The sequence below is a fragment of the Candidatus Omnitrophota bacterium genome (assembly GCA_026387175.1).
Classification (GTDB): Bacteria; Omnitrophota; Gorgyraeia; order 2-01-FULL-45-10; family 2-01-FULL-45-10; genus CAIMPC01.
On record JAPLME010000011.1, the window covers coordinates 154,012 to 170,985 of the forward strand.

At 48.2% G+C, this 16,974-nt stretch carries 18 protein-coding genes and 1 tRNA gene; 17 read left to right on the forward strand and 2 right to left on the reverse strand.

The genetic code is table 11. The features are described from left to right. Nucleotides 1-36 precede the first annotated feature (36 nt). The gene (locus NTY76_07020) at nt 37-1,863 is read left to right on the forward strand and encodes a TonB-dependent receptor (protein MCX5678842.1); all 1,827 of its coding nucleotides are present in this window, start codon (nt 37-39) and stop codon (nt 1,861-1,863) included. Between the two features lie 7 nt (nt 1,864-1,870). Here NTY76_07020 and lpxB read toward each other — a convergent pair whose 3' ends face one another. Then, on the reverse strand, nt 1,871-3,007 hold the full coding sequence (gene lpxB, locus NTY76_07025; GenBank protein MCX5678843.1) for a lipid-A-disaccharide synthase: 1,137 nt from the start codon (nt 3,005-3,007) through the stop codon (nt 1,871-1,873). Beyond that, on the reverse strand, nt 3,007-3,930 hold the full coding sequence (locus NTY76_07030; protein MCX5678844.1) for a Gfo/Idh/MocA family oxidoreductase: 924 nt from the start codon (nt 3,928-3,930) through the stop codon (nt 3,007-3,009). The genes lpxB and NTY76_07030 overlap by 1 nt, the downstream gene beginning before the upstream one ends. Nucleotides 3,931-4,027: 97 nt before the next feature. Here NTY76_07030 and NTY76_07035 point away from each other — a divergent pair, with 97 nt between their 5' ends. The 16 genes from NTY76_07035 (at nt 4,028) to pyk (ending at nt 16,944) form a co-directional block, all read left to right on the forward strand. Continuing rightward, a complete protein-coding gene (locus tag NTY76_07035) occupies nt 4,028-5,848 on the forward strand; it encodes an ABC transporter ATP-binding protein (GenBank protein MCX5678845.1) in 1,821 nt (606 codons plus the stop codon). 104 nt (nt 5,849-5,952) lie between these two features. Beyond that, on the forward strand, nt 5,953-6,828 hold the full coding sequence (rpsB, locus tag NTY76_07040; GenBank protein ID MCX5678846.1) for a 30S ribosomal protein S2: 876 nt from the start codon (nt 5,953-5,955) through the stop codon (nt 6,826-6,828). Nucleotides 6,829-6,852: 24 nt separating this feature from the next. Continuing rightward, nucleotides 6,853-7,440 carry a translation elongation factor Ts gene (gene tsf / locus NTY76_07045; GenBank protein MCX5678847.1) on the forward strand — a complete coding sequence of 196 codons (588 nt, stop codon included), beginning with the start codon at nt 6,853-6,855 and terminating at the stop codon, nt 7,438-7,440. Nucleotides 7,441-7,472: 32 nt separating this feature from the next. Next, complete coding sequence (pyrH, locus tag NTY76_07050; GenBank protein MCX5678848.1) at nt 7,473-8,189, forward strand: UMP kinase; 717 nt, start codon at nt 7,473-7,475, stop codon at nt 8,187-8,189. A 9-nt stretch (nt 8,190-8,198) separates the two neighbouring features. Then, nucleotides 8,199-8,756 (forward strand): ribosome recycling factor, encoded by a 558-nt coding sequence (gene frr, locus NTY76_07055; GenBank protein ID MCX5678849.1) that lies wholly within the window; start codon nt 8,199-8,201, stop codon nt 8,754-8,756. Between the two features lie 20 nt (nt 8,757-8,776). After that, nucleotides 8,777-8,852 (forward strand) — tRNA-Lys (locus NTY76_07060). Between the two features lie 68 nt (nt 8,853-8,920). Then, nucleotides 8,921-9,343 carry a hypothetical protein gene (locus NTY76_07065; protein MCX5678850.1) on the forward strand — a complete coding sequence of 141 codons (423 nt, stop codon included), beginning with the start codon at nt 8,921-8,923 and terminating at the stop codon, nt 9,341-9,343. A gap of 22 nt (nt 9,344-9,365) precedes the next feature. Continuing rightward, complete coding sequence (locus tag NTY76_07070; GenBank protein MCX5678851.1) at nt 9,366-10,097, forward strand: metallophosphoesterase family protein; 732 nt, start codon at nt 9,366-9,368, stop codon at nt 10,095-10,097. A gap of 157 nt (nt 10,098-10,254) precedes the next feature. Beyond that, nucleotides 10,255-10,995 (forward strand): ABC transporter ATP-binding protein, encoded by a 741-nt coding sequence (locus NTY76_07075; protein ID MCX5678852.1) that lies wholly within the window; start codon nt 10,255-10,257, stop codon nt 10,993-10,995. Next, nucleotides 10,988-11,713, forward strand: a complete 726-nt coding sequence (locus tag NTY76_07080; GenBank protein ID MCX5678853.1) for an ABC transporter permease — start codon at nt 10,988-10,990, stop codon at nt 11,711-11,713. Before NTY76_07075 ends, NTY76_07080 begins: the two co-directional genes overlap by 8 nt. Then, entirely contained in the window at nt 11,713-12,525 is an 813-nt protein-coding gene (locus tag NTY76_07085) for a hypothetical protein (protein MCX5678854.1), read from the forward strand. Before NTY76_07080 ends, NTY76_07085 begins: the two co-directional genes overlap by 1 nt. A 1-nt stretch (nt 12,526) precedes the next feature. Beyond that, nucleotides 12,527-13,438, forward strand: coding sequence for a prenyltransferase (locus NTY76_07090; protein MCX5678855.1), 912 nt, complete (start codon nt 12,527-12,529; stop codon nt 13,436-13,438). Beyond that, nucleotides 13,435-14,322 carry a polyprenyl synthetase family protein gene (locus tag NTY76_07095; GenBank protein ID MCX5678856.1) on the forward strand — a complete coding sequence of 296 codons (888 nt, stop codon included), beginning with the start codon at nt 13,435-13,437 and terminating at the stop codon, nt 14,320-14,322. Before NTY76_07090 ends, NTY76_07095 begins: the two co-directional genes overlap by 4 nt. Beyond that, nucleotides 14,301-15,506 carry an FAD-dependent oxidoreductase gene (locus NTY76_07100; GenBank protein MCX5678857.1) on the forward strand — a complete coding sequence of 402 codons (1,206 nt, stop codon included), beginning with the start codon at nt 14,301-14,303 and terminating at the stop codon, nt 15,504-15,506. Before NTY76_07095 ends, NTY76_07100 begins: the two co-directional genes overlap by 22 nt. Then, nucleotides 15,503-15,907, forward strand: coding sequence for a DoxX family protein (locus tag NTY76_07105; protein ID MCX5678858.1), 405 nt, complete (start codon nt 15,503-15,505; stop codon nt 15,905-15,907). Before NTY76_07100 ends, NTY76_07105 begins: the two co-directional genes overlap by 4 nt. Nucleotides 15,908-15,918: 11 nt before the next feature. Next, nucleotides 15,919-16,944, forward strand: a complete 1,026-nt coding sequence (gene pyk / locus NTY76_07110; GenBank protein ID MCX5678859.1) for a pyruvate kinase — start codon at nt 15,919-15,921, stop codon at nt 16,942-16,944. Nucleotides 16,945-16,974: the final 30 nt, after the last annotated feature.

The window sequence follows — 16,974 nt, forward strand, 5'->3', positions numbered from 1 at the left end:
TTGACAATAGCCCGCCCCTCTGTTATTATGCTAATCATGCTGCGAATAATCTGCCGCGTTCTTATAATATTCTTCATATCCGTTACAGCATGCGCCGCCGAGGAGACGCAGAAACTGGAAAAGATAGTCGTTACGCCTTCCCGCCTGGCTACCACTTTAAGCGAAAATTCGAGATCTCTAACGATACTGGACCAGGAGGCCCTTGAGAGTTCGGTTTATGATAACGCCATACCTGATCTAATCGGAGAGATTGGCGGCATCGATATCAGGCGCAGGGGGCCTGAGAATGTGCAAGCTGATGTTAATATCAGGGGAGCCACGTTCGAGCAGAATATCGTGTTGATAGACGGCATAAATGTGAACGACCCGCAGACCGGCCATTTCAGCATGGATATTCCAATTACGATGATGGATGTGGATACGATAGAGATATTGAAGGGCCCCGCCTCCAGTCTATACGGCGCAAACGCGTTTGGCGGCGCCATAAACGTCATAACCAAAAAACCCACGGATGAAAAAAAAGTAACGGTGTACGCGGAGGGCGGTTCTAATGACTATTTCAACGGCGGTCTTTCGGTTACGACACCGGTGGGTCCTGTTAAGAACCGCTTTTCTTTTGAACAGAGCCGGTCCACGGGATATATGCCGCAGACCCAGTTCGACATATTGTCTCTTACAAACAGCACGCTGGTCGAGACCGGCATAGGAGTGTATAATTTTCTCTTCGGTTATCTGAATAAGGATTTCGGAGCCGACAGTTTCTATTCGAATCTCTTTCCTAATGAATACGAGCGCACCGATACCAGGTTCTTCAAGATCGAAGGTAAAACCGAGGCCGGGGCTTTAAGTATAGAGCCCAAGCTCTTCCTGCGAAGGCACGGGGATAAATTTGTGCTCGACCAGAACCGCACCGGATGGCAGACGAACTACAGCACCACTTATAGCTACGGCGGAGAATTGAACTTCTCGCTCGAAAACGCGTTCTCTGATGTATCATGGGGTTATGAATTATCGCGCGACACCATAGATTCGACAAACCTCGAGACACATAGCCGCACCAAAGACGGATTCTATATGGAGATCGCCCCGCACCTCACAGAAAACCTGCATCTGAATGTCGGATTCAGGGAGGACTATTACGGTGATTTTGGGTGGGAGGCCTCGCCGACCATAAGCGCGAATTATAAAATGCTTGAACACGTTACGCTGCGCGGCTCCATAGGCCGAGCGTACCGGATACCCACATTTACCGACCTATATTACAATGACGCGGCCAATAGAGGCAGATCGTCTCTATCCTCAGAGAGCTCCTGGTCGTATGAGACGGGCGCGGAATTTAATTACGAGGCATATTCCATCGATGCCGCATATTTCCATAGAGACTCTTTTAACACTATAGACTGGATACGGTTTTCTACGAATGATCCATGGCAGGCAACCAACATTGGCACCGCGAAAGCCAATGGCCTGGAGCTCTCTTTCTCTGTGCTTCCGGAGAAGATTTATGAAGGCATTCCGGTTAAAAAAGTGTATGTAACAAATACTATGCTCGATATATTCGCGAAACATGATTATCTTTCCAAATACGCGCTCGATTACCTGAAAGAGCATCTCTCGGCCGGCGTGGAGCTGGAAGCATCGGGATTTAAGAATTCCTGGATATTGAATTATAAGAAGAGGGTGGGTGTACCGGATTTTATCGTTGTGGACACGAAGATATCGAAAGAGATAGTTCGTAAAGGGAAAGTATCATTTAACGCCTATATAGAGGTTTCTAATTTATTCGGCGTGGACTATACCGAACAATCCGGTATTCCGATGCCGGGCAGATGGATCAAATCCGGAGTCTCTCTGGAATTTTGAATATTCGTTAACCCAGTAGCAGCAGGATGGCTTTGGCGGCGCGCATGCTTGCTCCGCCGGGGCCGAGGGACGACTTCACCGCGGCGAGCTCTTTACGTGTGCTGGCAAGTCCGGCAGGGTCGGATAGCGCCCCGATGACCTTGTCGGCGATATTTTCCGGCGTCACGCAGTATTGCAGGAGCTCCGGCGCCACCTCTTTTCCGGCTACTATATTGACGAGGCCGAGAAAATGGATATCGACTACGCTATAGTAGAAGAGAGACGTTATGAAGGCGGTTTTGTACACGACTATTAAGGGCGTCCCGAGCATTCCCGTCTCAAGCGTAGCTGTGCCTGAGGCTACGACGGCAAAGTCAGCGGCTCCCACGATATTATGCGTGTCGCCCTCGACGAATCTGTGATCGAACGATGTGCCTTTCAAGGCGGTCTCGTAGATCGAAAGGTCCAGGTGCGGATGTTTCGATATTATAAATTGCACATCGTCCATTTTGCCGCTCATGAGCCGAGCGGCCCTGGCTATTATCGGCAGCAGGATCTTTATCTCGAGTTCCCTTGAGCCCGGTAATAGGGCGATCGTCTTCTTATCCTTCGAAAGTGAATATTTTTTGTATACCTCGTCTTTGGATGCTGTGACCTTTACTACGTCCACGAGAGGGTGTCCTACGAATTTCGCGTCGATACCGTATTGTTTATACAGATCTTCCTCGAACTTAAAGAAGACCAGCATCTTTTTGACATATTTTTTTATAGCGTAGACCCTCTTCCGGCCCCACGCCCAGACCTGAGGACTTATGTAGTAAACCACCGGGATTCCTTTTTCAGCCAGCTCTTTTGCTAACCTGAGATTAAACCCTGGATAGTCGACGAGGATGGCGATGTCAGGCCGGTCACGGTTGCATCTGGCGATCAATACATCGTGCGCTTTCTTTACGACGAATATGTGTTTTAGCACCTCGATCACGCCGATGAGCGCGAGCTTGGTTATGTCGAATACTATGTCGACACCGGCCTTCTTCGAAAGCTCTCCTCCGATGCCATAAAATTGCAGTGTGGGATCGAGGGACTTAAGGTCTTTTACGAGATTCGAGGCATGGAGGTCCCCGGAAGGTTCGCCGGCGACTATGAGGATCTTTTTATTGGCCATTATTGTTTGACCGGAGTTATCTTCTTTATTATCTCTAACGCTACCGCGAGCGCACGTCTTCCTTCGACGCCCGATACTATGGGCCGTTTTCCGGTATGGACGCGATCGATGAAGGATTTCAACTCTTTCTTGAGGGGATTCTTCTTTCTGATCTTTATCTTCTTCTGCACTATCTTCTCGCCGGTCTTCTCGAATAACATCACGTCCTGAGTGACATAGTCGAGGGAGAGGTAGGACTCTTCCTGGAATATGCGCATCTTCCGGACCACGTCCTTTGTTACGCGGCTCGCGGTGATATCCGCGATAGTGCCGTCCTGGAACATCAGCCGGACGTTCGCCACATCCTCGAAATTCGATATCGTGGAAAGCCCGACAGCCTCTATACTTACGACATCCTGCTGTATCAGGCCAAGGACTATATCTATATCGTGTATCATGAGGTCCAGCACGACGCCGACGTCTTTTACCCTTGAGTGAAAGGGCCCCAGCCTCTGGCACTCTATGAACTTGGGCCTGTTTATGTACGGCTCTAGCGCGAGCACTGCGGAGTTAAAACGCTCTATATGTCCCACCTGCAGGATAAGCTTATTCTGTTCGGCTATCTCTATGAGTTCGTCCGCCTCAGAGAGTGTTTTGGTGATAGGTTTTTCTATCAATACGTGTATGCCGTGCCGCAGGAAATCCTTGGCCACATTATAATGGAGGCTTGTGGGAACGGCTATGCTGGCGGCGTCCACTTTATCGAATAATTCCTCATAATCGGAGTAACTGGCGACCTTAAAGCGTTTTCCGACCTCAAGAGCCCGCTCTATATTGCAGTCGCAGACCCCCGCCAGTTTTACGCTATCCAGACTTGAGTACATCTTGGCATGTATGGAGCCCAGATGCCCGACCCCCACCACACCCACCCTTATCGTCTCCATAGAAATATAATTATAACATGTAGCAAAATACGTATCAAGCGATTTCCCTCGACAAGGCAAAAACGCTGTGATAATATACCGTGAAAATAGATAATATATGGATAAATACCGCAGATTAATAAGATTCGTCTTTCCGCATGCCTGGGTGCTTGCCGCGGCAGGGGTGTGCATGGTGGCCACATCTGCCTTAAGCGGTGTTTCCATAGGCATGATAATACCTCTTGTGGATAACGTCATATCGGGCAAGAAGATATCCATACCGGGAGGGGTGCCTATACCCGGGCTCCTGCAAACCCTCATCGATAAAGTGAACTCGATGAGCGCCTCACAGCTTTTGAGCAGTATGACCATTATTATAGTGATCCTGTGGCTCCTTAAGAGTTTCTTCGAATTTTGCCAGACATACCTGATGAACGACGTAGCCCAGCGTGTGATAAGGGACATAAAGAACATCATATATAAAAAGATACTTACCCTTTCTATGGATTTCTACTCCAGGAATTCTACTGGGAAGCTGATGGCGCGTATCACCAATGATTCGGCCATCGTAAGAGATTCGATCTCGACGGGGCTTACGGACCTGATCTATCAGCCTATACAGCTTGTTATATACACCGTGATGCTTCTGGCCATAAAGGTATATTTTTCCATTCCATGGACGTTGATCTGGATAAGCCTTTTGTTATTCGCGCTTGTGATTTACCCCGTAGTTAAGATCGGGAAGCGCCTTAAGTCTATTTCGAGGCAGTCTCAGGAAAAGATAGCCGACATAACGACCACCCTGCATGAAACCATATCCGGCATCAGGGTCGTCAAGGCCTTCTCTATGGAGGATTACGAAGCTAAAAAATTCGAGAACCAGAATCAGACTTTCTACAAGCTTTCGATGAAGTCCGTAAAGAGGATGACGGTGGTGAGCCCCATTACCGAATTCGTCGGGATACTATGCATAGCGATAATCATGTTAATGGCAGGCAAACAGATAGTCTCCGGCGCTCTTTCGGCAGGCGCATTTGTAACGTTTCTCGCGGCCATGTTATCTTTAATGCGGCCGATGAAGCGCCTGACCAACGTATATACCATAAACCAGCAGGCCATGGCTGCCGCCGACAGGATATTCGATGTTCTGGACACTGAACCATCCGTCCAGGAGAAGGCTGGCGCGGTAAAACTGCCCAGGATCAACAAGGGCGTCGAGTTTAAGGATGTCCGTTTCAAATATGACGATAAAGATGTCCTTAAGGGCATAAGTTTCAATGTCCCTGTGGGCAATGTCGCGGCATTTGTGGGCCCCAGCGGAGTGGGGAAGACCACCATATTGAACCTCCTCCCCCGTTTTTACGATGTTACCGGAGGCCGGATCCTGATAGACGGCATAGATGTACGCGATTGCGCGGTTAAATCCCTTATGGGGCAGATAGGTATAGTGACGCAGGAGACGATATTATTTAATGATACAGTAGCCGCTAACATATCCTATGGCTCAGGAAGCGATAATATAGAAGAGATCACGAAGGCCGCAAAGATAGCCAATGCGCACAATTTCATAATGAAGATGCCTCAGGGCTACAGCACGGTAGTCGGCGAAAGAGGTTTCAGGCTATCGGGGGGAGAAAAGCAGAGGCTGGCTATAGCCAGAGCCGTATTTAAAGACCCTCCGATACTTATACTTGATGAGGCCACATCGCAGCTTGATACGGAGAGCGAGATGCTGGTGCAGGAAGCGATAGACAGGATGATGTCCGGAAGAACGGTATTTGTTGTGGCTCATAGGCTTAGCACAATAAAGCATGCTAGCACTATCTATGTAATGGATAGTGGCCGAATCATAGAGTTTGGCGCGCACGATGAATTAATTAAAAAAGGCGGCCTTTACAAGCGGCTTTACGATATGCAGTTTAAGGATAATATAATTTAAATAAATCCTTGAAAAAGAGAGGGCAAACCTCTATAATATCCTAGCTTTGAAAATAGGGTAAGATTAGATAAACGTAGAAAAAGGGAGGGTGAATTAAGACTAATATGGTTGAATCTACACTGATGAAGAGCTTATTAGAGGCGGGTGTGCATTTCGGACATGAAACTAAGAGGTGGAATCCGAAGATGAAGAAGTACATCTTCGGTTCTAAAAACGGGATCTATATAATAGACCTTGAGAAGACCCAAAACCTGATACTGAAAGCCTGCGATTTCCTGAAGAGCATCGCTTCAAGCGGCGGTTATATACTATTCGTCGGCACCAAGAAGCAGGCGCAGGATATAATAAAAGAAGAGGCCTCCAGATGCGGCATGTTCTATGTGCATCACAGATGGCTGGGCGGAATGCTTACCAACTTCCAGACGATAAAAAAGAGCATAAAGAGGCTTTTCGATATCGAGAGGATGAAAGAAGACGGCACGATGGCGAAGCTTTCCAAAAAAGAGGTTTCGGCGCTGAACAAGGAGCTTTTGAAGCTCAATAAGAACCTCGAAGGCATAAGGAATATGGATAAGCTGCCCAAGGCCGTCTTCATGGTCGATGCTAAGAAAGAGGATATCGCCGTAAAAGAGGCGGTCACTCTTAAGATACCGATAGTGGCTCTCGTGGACACTAACTCCGACCCGGACAATATCAAATATGTTATACCGGGTAACGACGATGCCATACGTTCGATCAAGCTGGTGACGGGCATCATGGCCGATGCTGTCCTTGCGGGCAAGGAGGCATTCAAGGCCGGAGTAAAAAAAGCCATAGAAGACGCCGCGGCCGAAGCCGCTGAAGAAGAGGCCGAAGGTGAAGATATAAAAGTCGTCGATGAGAAGGTCGAGGAGATAGTCGAAGGGGATATAAAACTTAAAGAGGACGAAGAGCTTCCGAAGAATATCCCTATAAAGAAAAAGAAGAAGATTATTAAATAAATTTTGAGGGAGATATAGTAATTTATGACAGAGGCTATCAAGAAATTGAGGGAAAAGACCAATGCCGGCATCGTCGCATGCCAGAAGGCGCTTCAGGAGGCCGGCGGTGATGTGGATAAAGCGGTAGAAGTATTGCGGAAGCAGGGAGTGGCGCTCGCCTCGAAGAAAGTCGGGCGCTCGGCCAAAGAGGGGAAGGTCGAGAGCTATATACATATGGGCGGCAAGATCGGAGTGCTCGTCGAGGTGAACTGCGAATCCGACTTTGTGGCCAGGAACGATGATTTCAAGGCTTTCGTCAAGGATCTAGCGATGCAGGTGGCGGCATTCAACCCTATCTATGTTAAGAAGGAAGATGTCCCGGCCGAGGCGGTGAAGAAAGAGACGGAGATAATCAAGGCGCAGCTCACAGGCAAGCCCGCCGGGGCGATCGACAAGATCGTCGAAGGCAAGCTTGCGAAGTTTTACGAGGATGCCTGCCTCCTGGAACAGCCTTTCATCAAAGATTCCGGCATGAAGGTGAAAGATATGCTTACGTCGATGATCGCCAAGATAGGCGAGAATATAATAGTGCGCCGGTTTGTGAGGTATCAGGTAGGCGAAGAGTTGAAGTAGTTTCCGATTACGTCCCACACATACATAGTAAAATGACAAAACCCATATTTAAGAGAGTGGTTATAAAACTGAGCGGCGAAGCTTTGCAGGGCCGCCTTGGCTATGGCATAGATTGCGATGTGACCAGCGCTATAGCTAAGCAGATAAAAGAGGTTCGCGCGCTCGGCGTCGATGTCGCTATAGTTATAGGCGGCGGCAATATCTTCAGAGGAGTGGTGGGCTCCGCTAAAGGTATCGACAGGGTAAGCGCCGATTATATGGGTATGCTTGCCACGGTTATTAACGGATTGGCCCTGCAGGATGCCCTTGAGAAGAACGGCGTCTTCACCCGCGTCCAAACGGCGATACAGATGCAGCAGATGGCGGAGCCTTTCATAAGAAGACGCGCAATAAGACACATGGAGAAGGGGCGTGTCGTGATATTTGTAGGAGGCACCGGTAACCCGTATTTTACCACAGATACTACAGCTGCCCTCCGCGCGATAGAAATAGGCGCTGAAGTTATTCTCAAAGCCACAAAAGTCGACGGCGTCTATTCATCCGATCCCATTAAAAATAAGAGGGCCCGTAAATACGACAGCCTGCGCTACATAGATGTCCTGAAGAAGGGGTTGAAGGTGATGGATGCGACCGCGATAAGTCTCTGCATGGATAATAAGCTGCCGATAATCGTATTGAACCTTTTCAAGGAAGGTAATATTAAAAAAGTCATATTGGGTGAGAAGATAGGCACTATCGTAAAGGGGTGAGGTGAGGCCATGACAGTTAAAGAAGTTTTGCATGATGCTGAATCGAAAATGAAGAAGACAGTGGAAGCCACTCAGCGGGATTTTTCGGCGGTAAGGACCGGGAGAGCGTCCAGCGCGCTTGTCGATGGCATAAAGGTCGATTACTACGGAGCTATCACGCCTCTAAAGCAGCTGGCGGCGGTGACGACTCCGGATGCGCGCCTGGTGATGATCCAGCCATGGGACAAGAACTCGCTGGTAGATATCGAGAAGGCGATCCTGAAGTCCGATTTGGGCATAGCGCCGACCAATGATGGTAAAGTTATAAGATTGGCCATGCCGCCGCTAACTCAGGAAAGACGTTCCGAACTGGATAAGGTGCTAAAAAAAATAGCCGAGGACGGCCATATATCGATAAGGACCGGAAGGCATGCGGCTCTGGAGACGATCAAGAAACTCGAGAAGGACAAGGCGATCACCGAAGATGACAGGTTTAAAGCTCATGAAGATATCCAGAAGCTCACCGATAAATACATCAAAGAGATAGACACGATCCTCGCCGCAAAAGAGAAAGATATCCAGGGATAATTTAATCCCAAAAATCTTTAGGGCCGCTAGCTCATCAGGTAGAGCACCACACTTTTAATGTGGTTGTGGCAGGTTCGAGTCCTGCGCGGCTCACCATGTTGTAAGGCCATCTGTAGGTAAAACTATAGATGGCCTTTCTTAAAATTTTCAATAGGAAGGAGATCGTGCGAGATACAGCGATATTGATAATGATTGTTTTATCATTATTGCTCCCCGGCCCGGCCATGGGAGGCGGGATCGAACATGCCGGCCACGATGGTGATTTTACGCCCGAACCCACCCTGATATCCCCCACAACCGAGAAGGTCGACCTGACGGGCAAGACAGGCCTGGAGTTTAAGTGGAGTTCGCATGAGGCCAGGCGCGGATTCAGAAAATATTACGACTTCAGGTTGTATAAAGGATACGATATGCTGGAAAAGTCACTCCTTATGAAGAAAGAGGTCGATCCGAATACCTATGAGTTCAGCGTAAAGTCGGATACCTTCAGCGACGGCGAAGTATATACCTGGTCCCTGAGACAGGTCTATGACGGCATGCAGAAGAGCAGACGAAGCACAGCATCCTTTAAGGTGATAAAGAAATAATTTTCAATCAGAAGGATATAATTTGAAGACATCTTTACAGCGTGTCGATAAGAAAGAATTGCGGCTGAAAGGGATAAAGGAGATCGTCGTATTAGGCGATGTGGGATGCACCGGTTTTAACGAAGATAGTAAAAAAATATTCGACGAGATATTGCGCATTAAGGCCAGCCTCTTCTTTATCATGGGGGATATCGCGTTTTCAGGAAAGAATCCGCAATTTGATGAGTTTATAACTTTTTGTAATGAACGCCTGACTGCTCCGGCATTCGCGCTGTGCGGCAACCATGATATTCCGGGTTATGCCGGATATTTTGGACGGTCTTCTTACGCTCTCATATTCGATCACGCCGCATGCCTCTTCCTGGATAATTCGAAGGCGCATTTTCAGGAAAGAGATTTGAAGTTTTTGAAAGAAGAATTAGAAAAATATAAGGAAAAAAGATTTATCATACTTTTTCATATTCCGCCGCCGGTCAGCTTTAACCGCAGCTGTATGGGCGCCGATGAGTGGGGGAAGTTGCGAAGAGTTCTTGACGCTCATAAAGAAAAGATAGAATGTATTATATGCGCCCATATACACGGGTATTACAATTATCGGCTCGACGGTTATAATATATTTATCACTGCCGGCGGGGGAGCGGCCATGATTTATGATCTGCCGAGAGAAGAACTTAAGGCGCACAATTATCTTAAGTTATCTCTCCATGGAGATGCCTCGATAAATATAGCCATAAAAAGAATAGTGAAAGAATAAGCAGGCCATGAAGCTCACAGCCTGCTTATGGTTTAAAAATCTCCCGGCATTTTGATCAAACGTCAATATTTTACTTTACCCGCCCTCTATGTTATCATATGGCTAGAGGGCGGTTCAATAAGCTAACCTACTGAATATATGCACGCGGGCATTCATTATGGAAACTACATTAAAGATATCCGGACTAACCGTCTCATACAGCCGCGGCTTTAAAGATAAAAAGACCGTTCTGCGCGGACTGGATCTGGAGATACATAAGGGAGAGATCTTTGGCCTGCTCGGCCCTAACGGAGCCGGCAAGACGACCCTGATAAAGTCGATAATAGGCCTGATCGGTATCGAGGAAGGCGCTATCTCGATATTCGGCGGATCTTCGTTCTCCGGAGGCATACGCTCAAAGCTCGGCTATATGCCGGAGGTCGCGAACTATTACTGGTTTATGACACCGGGGGAAATACTGGGCGCCTTGGGCGCTCTTTCCGGGATGAAGAAAACCTTGCTCAGGGATAAGATAGACAGCACACTGGAACTGGTGGGCCTCAAGACCGAGCGGGACGATCTTGTCAGCACATTTTCCAAAGGCATGCAGGAACGGCTCAATATCGCGCAGGCGCTTCTGCATGACCCGGAATTCCTGATCCTGGATGAACCGTTTTCGGGGCTTGACCCGCTGGGCAGGAGCCATACAAGAAATATATTAAAGAAGCTTAAAAAGCAGAATAAGACGATACTCCTGTCGTCGCATGAACTTTCGGAAGCTGAACTCATATGCGACACCGTCTGCGTGATGAGAGACGGCAAAGTGTTGAAGCAGGGGCCGTTAAGGAAGCTGCTTGATGAAAAGGGCGACCACAGCCTGGAGACCTATTTCATGAGGATCATAGGCGAAGATGCGTAAGATCATCATCTTAAGCGGATGCGTAATAAAGGAGCTTTTAAGGCGGAAGGATTTTTACCTTATATTCGTCCTTCTTATAGTGATGATCATTTACGCGGGCCTGATATCATTCGGCGGAGAACAGGGATTTCAGAGATATTTTAAGGAGATAGGGATATCGCTCGCATATATCTTTTCGGTGATAATCGCCGTGACCTTCGCCTCGCGCCAGGTCCCTCAGGAGGTGGAATCGAAGACCATATATCCGATCCTGGCTCGCCCTGTTTCGCGCGCCGTATTTTTAATAGGTAAATTTGCGGGCGTTCTACTCGTCTCCGTAATAAGTTTTACGCTATTCTACGCGGTCTTCATCGTCTCATCCTTGTTACGGGGCGACTTTTCATCTCCGTCGCTCCTTCTCGCCGAAGGGTATCTTCTGCATATTTTCCTATTGTCATTTTTTACGGCTCTCACGATATTATTATCGCTCTTCCTAAGCGCCGCCGCGAACGTCGGATTGTCGCTTATCATTTACCTGTCGACCAATTGGTTCGGCGCCTCGCTCCCCGGATATATATATCTGCCGCACCCGGAACTATTCGATATAAAAGAGAAGATAGTACATACATGGGACCTTGTGCCAGGATGGGTGCTTCTTTTCCTCGGGGCCTACGCGGCGATTTACACCTCCATATTTTTATTTTCCGCTTGCCTGGTATTTAAAAAACGGGACCTGTAATGAGAAGAGCTATGATCCTGCCGATATCTATCATTATTCTCTACGTCTCCACCGTACCCCTGAATTACTATTTCCAGCATAATACCCTTCGGACGAATGAAGAGCAGGACATCATAGAGAGAATATTCGGGGGCTTGAGGGGCGTTATCGGCGACTGGGCCTTTATGAAGGCCGAAGAGTATCACCACCGCGGGCTGCCTTTTCTTAAAGCGATGGCTTATCATGAAAATGAGTCGCCGTTTACATCGGTGGAAGAGCACCACCATGAAGATGGACGGGCTGGGCTTGCGGTAAAGAAAGATTTCTTCCAGAAGATATATTCCGCGGTAAAGGTTACAGAGGATTCGCATCTGAAGCCCGCCGAAGAGAAGGAGGCCCTGCCGTGGTTTTACGTGGAGGTGGCGTTCGATCCGAATGATATAAGAGGTTACGTGCTCGGCGGTTACTGGCTACAGAGGATGGATAAGCCGCTCGAGAGCATGGACTTTATGAAGAAGGGGCTCAAGGCCAATCCGACGAGCGCCGCGATATCCGCCGCCATAGGCAATCTCTATTTCAAGACCGGAAAATCAGGTGACGCTATCACCTATCTCGACAGGGCAAGAAAACTGTGGGCGATGGGGCAATATCCCAATAATACCAAAGACAGCTATTCTATGAGCGATAGATATTTTGCCCTTGATCTCCTGGGCAGCCTGTATGAAAAAGAGGGAAGGTACGTCGAAGCGCTTAAAGTGTATAAGGAGATATTCGCTCTCCGGCCGAATAAGGCTATGCTGGAGAAGATAACCAGGTTAAGAAGGCAATTATAGCATGGAACAAAAAATTAAATACGCGATAAAGGCCGCGAGAGCGAATTTTCTTCCCGCCAGCCTGATGCCTTTCCTGATAGGGGCCTTCTACGCGTTCAGGCTGGGCCACAATGTATCCCCGGCGAGGTTTATCTTGGCGTTTTTAGGCGTCGGTTCCATGCATCTTGCGGGGAATCTCTTTAACGATTATTTCGACTATAAGTCCGGAGCGGATAATATGAGCGGCAAAGAGAGCCCGTTTTTCGGCGGCTCAAGGGTTATCCAGAAGGGCCTTTTGAATTCTTCGGATGTCCTGTCGCTCTCGTTATTCTTTACGGCGCTCGCGTTTTTATGCGGCATGGGTATATACATTATTACGGAGGATCCTGTCTTCCCGCTATTTATGTTAATAGCCGCGATCCTGGCATTCGAATATACGGCTCCGCCTCTGCGCCTGTCTTATAATAGGCTCGGTGAATTGGATATATTTCTTCTCTTCGGCGTATTACTGGTCATGGGAAGTTTCTATCTATTTACCGGGACTTTCACGATTGGCGCATTTCTTGTATCGCTGCCGATATCTTTTCTCGTCGGCGCCATCATTGTCTGTAACGAGGTTCCCGACTATCATTCCGACGTAGCCGCCGGAAAGCATAATCTTGTATATATCGTAGGCCGGGAGAGAGGATATATAATATACGCTTTTCTTATTATCCTTTCCGCCCTGACTCTTATAGTAAATGTGTTATCCGGCAATATCCCGCATATCTCAGCTCTCATAATATTATTCTACGCTATAGGCGTAAAGGTCACGCTTATATTGAAAGACAGGGTAAGCGGCATGAATGACTTTATACATGCCAGCATGCTTACCATAGCGCTTCATACCATTGTAGGAGCCGCGATGATATTGACATTGTTGGTCAAATTATGAAAACCGCCCGGGCCTTAGGGGCCGTAAATAAAAAGATCAGGGAGATAGTGGATAGAAGGGGTCCCGCTTTGCGGGGCCTGTTCGAGGATGCTTCTCTAGACGCCGGAAAACGGCTCAGGGCCGGACTATTCTTTAATTTTTCGCAAAGCTACGGAAACGATGCCGTAAAGATAGCTTCGGCGATAGAGCTCCTGCATGCCGCTACTCTCATCCACGATGACGTCCTGGACGCTTCTCCCATGCGCCGCGGCCGTCAGGCCCTTCATGTAAAGCGGGGAATACCTTTAAGCATCCTTTACGGGGATTATCTTTTTTCCGAGAGCTTTTCCATGCTTGCGGAGGCAGGGAACCCCCGCATCTGGGAGGAGATGACGCGCTCACTCTCCGAGACTCTCAAGGGCGAGATAGAGGAGCAGTATCGGCGCGGAGATGTATCATTGACCGAGGAAGAATATCTTTCCATAATAGAAAAGAAGTCGGGAACCCTCTTCGGGGCGGCATGTAAAACAGGCCTCATCCTGAAGGATAGGGAGAGCCCGCTTGCGGAAAGGGCGTATAAGTTCGGTTTAAAGGTGGGGTCTGCGTATCAGATACTGGATGATTGCAGCGATTATTTCGGCCATAACGGCGGCAAAGGAAGATTTAACGATTTCAGAGAAGGAGTGATCACCCTTCCGCTTATATATTTACTTAAGAGGTGTTCCAGAAGCGAAAGAAGTTTTATCATAAAGAAGCTAAAGGGCTCGAAGGCCTGCCCGGCGGACTTTAAGAAGATAAAGGAGCTCATGAAGCGTTACGGGGTTATCTCCGATTGCTGCGCCCTCGCGCAGGAGATGCTTGATGAGGCGGAAGAAGATAAATTATGCAGAAGAAGAATATTGTAATAGCGGGAAGCGGGTTCGCAGGCACCAGCGCCTTTCGCCGCCTGAACAGATATAGGGGCACGCTGGTCAAATACGGCTATGAGATCATCCTTATCGATGAAAAGGATGATTTTGAATTTATCCCGATGCTGCCCGACCTGATCGGCGGCTGGCTGGATCCCGCAAGGCTGCGGAGCTCTAATAGTGAATTGGCATCGCAGTATGGATGCTCCTTCATAAAGGGGAGGATCGATGCGCTCGACCCTGAAAGAAAGATGGTCAGCATAGGTGTCCAGAATATAAATTACGAATATCTTATTATATCCACGGGCTCATGCACGAATTTTTTCAATAATCAGCTTGTTCAGGCCTCCTGCCGTAAGGTCGATACGATAGCCGACGCGTTAAATATAAAGGAAGAGCTCTCAGCTATCGCCTCGAAGAAGGGGGAAGTCGATGTCGTTGTGATCGGCGGCGGTTATACGGGTATTGAAAGCGCCACTAATATAAGATGGCTTTTTCGCAGAGAAGGAACGGTGCGCTGTCATGTGACGATGGTCGAGAAAGCGCCGGATATACTCATGGCTGTCCCTGAATGGATGCGCAAAGAGGCGCACAAAGAGTTGGAAGGCTTGGGAGTCATCATGATCTGCGGAGATTCCCTAAAGAGCTATGACGGCCGTACCGTAAACCTTGAATCCGGCCGCTCGATAAAGGCGGATATCTGTTTGTGGACGGCGGGCGTAAAACTATCGCCTTATCTCGACGGCCTTAAGGCGGAGAAGGAAAGGACCAGGATAAAAGTCACACCTACTCTGAAGATAAAGGAACCAAAGTATGACAATATATTTGTAGCGGGAGATACCGCGAATTTTCAGGATAACGATACTGCCCTGGCGATCAGGATGGCGGTCATGTTCTCCATGGGCCAGGGTAAAGTCGCCGCTGAAAATATCGTAAGATCTATCTCGAATAAACGGCTCATCGAATACAGGGCAGTAGATCTCGGATACCTTATACCGATGGCTCACGGAAAGGCCACGGGTATAGTGTTGGGTAGGAGGGTTCACGGCCTTTTAGGTTATCTGCTTCACTATTGTATGTGTATCTACAGGTCGGAATGGAAGAATATGTTCGGAATAGTGAAGGACCTGACAGCGAAAATGGCCGGGTCGGCCGTCAAAAAGAGAGGGAGGGTACAATGAGCGCTTTATCTGATATAGCTATTCTCTTATTGAGGATCGGTATAGGCGTTATATTCATCGGGCATGGCATGCAGAAGACATTTGGAGCCTTCGGGGGTCAGGGAGTCCAGGGCCTCGTCGGAATGGTGCAAAGCCTGGGTTTCAATCCGCCGATCGTCTGGGCGTGGATTCTCGCGCTCTCGGAGTTATCGGGAGGTATATTCACGCTGCTCGGGGTATTGCCGAGAGTAGGAGCGGCTTTAATAAGCATATCAATGATCGTGGCCATAGTGAAGGTCCACGGCCCGAAGGGGCTATTCGCCGCGCAGGGAGGTTTCGAATACCCGTTCCTGATACTCATGGTGACGCTCTCTCTCGTAATAACGGGCGCCGGCAAGTTTTCGATATTCAATAAATTCTAAGGCTTCCATAAATGACAAAGACTAAGATAATATGCACCTTAGGTCCCGCCTCAAGTAAGGCGGGCGTTCTACTGAAGATGATGCGTGCCGGGATGGATGTGGTGAGGCTGAATTTTTCTCACGGCAGCCTACCGGAACATCTGTCGCGGATACGCCTGGTAAGGGAACTTAATAGGAAATATCGCCGGCATATAAGGATATTGGGAGATCTGGAGGGCTATCGCATACGTCTCGGCAGGCTTAAAGGCGGCAAGCCCATTCAGATAAAGAAAGCCCAGACCATCTGGTTGACCCAGGAGAATATATTAGGAGAAGGCGATCTAATACCATTCGATTATGTGGGCTCTTTAAATAGGATAGGAAAGGGCCAGCATATCTATATCGATGACGGTAATATTGCTCTTATGGCCGAGATTTGCGAAAAGAATAGGCTGAAGACGAAGGTAATAATCCCGGGGGTGCTTAAGGAGCATAAGGGTGTTAATATGCCGGATGTCCGGATCGATTTTAAGGGACTCACTTCGAAGGATAAAGCGCATCTCGATTTTTGTGTGGAGAATAAGATCGATTTTATCGCCCAGTCTTTTGTGAGAAGCGCGGACGACATTCTCGCCTTAAGGCAATATCTTAAAAGTAACTCCAATAAGTTCCGAATTATCGCGAAGATAGAGAATTGGGAAGGCATCAGGAATATCGATAAGATAATCGATGTCTGCGAAGGGATCATGGTCGCAAGAGGCGATATGGGTGTCTCCATTCCGATATACGAAGTGCCCATAATGCAGAAAGAGATAATAAAAAGGTGCAACAGGATGAAGAAATTTGTGATCACCGCTACGCAGATGCTTGAGAGCATGACCGAAAACCGTCGTCCTACGAGAGCTGAGGTCTCCGACGTCGCTAACGCCATATTGGACGGCTCGGACTACGTGATGCTCTCCGGGGAAACCGCCGTCGGCTTATATCCGTCGGAATGTGTTGACATGATGAACAAAATAATCACTTTCACCGAGAAGCACCAAATTAGTAAGGCTTGACATCGGCCCATCCGCGATTTATACTGATTA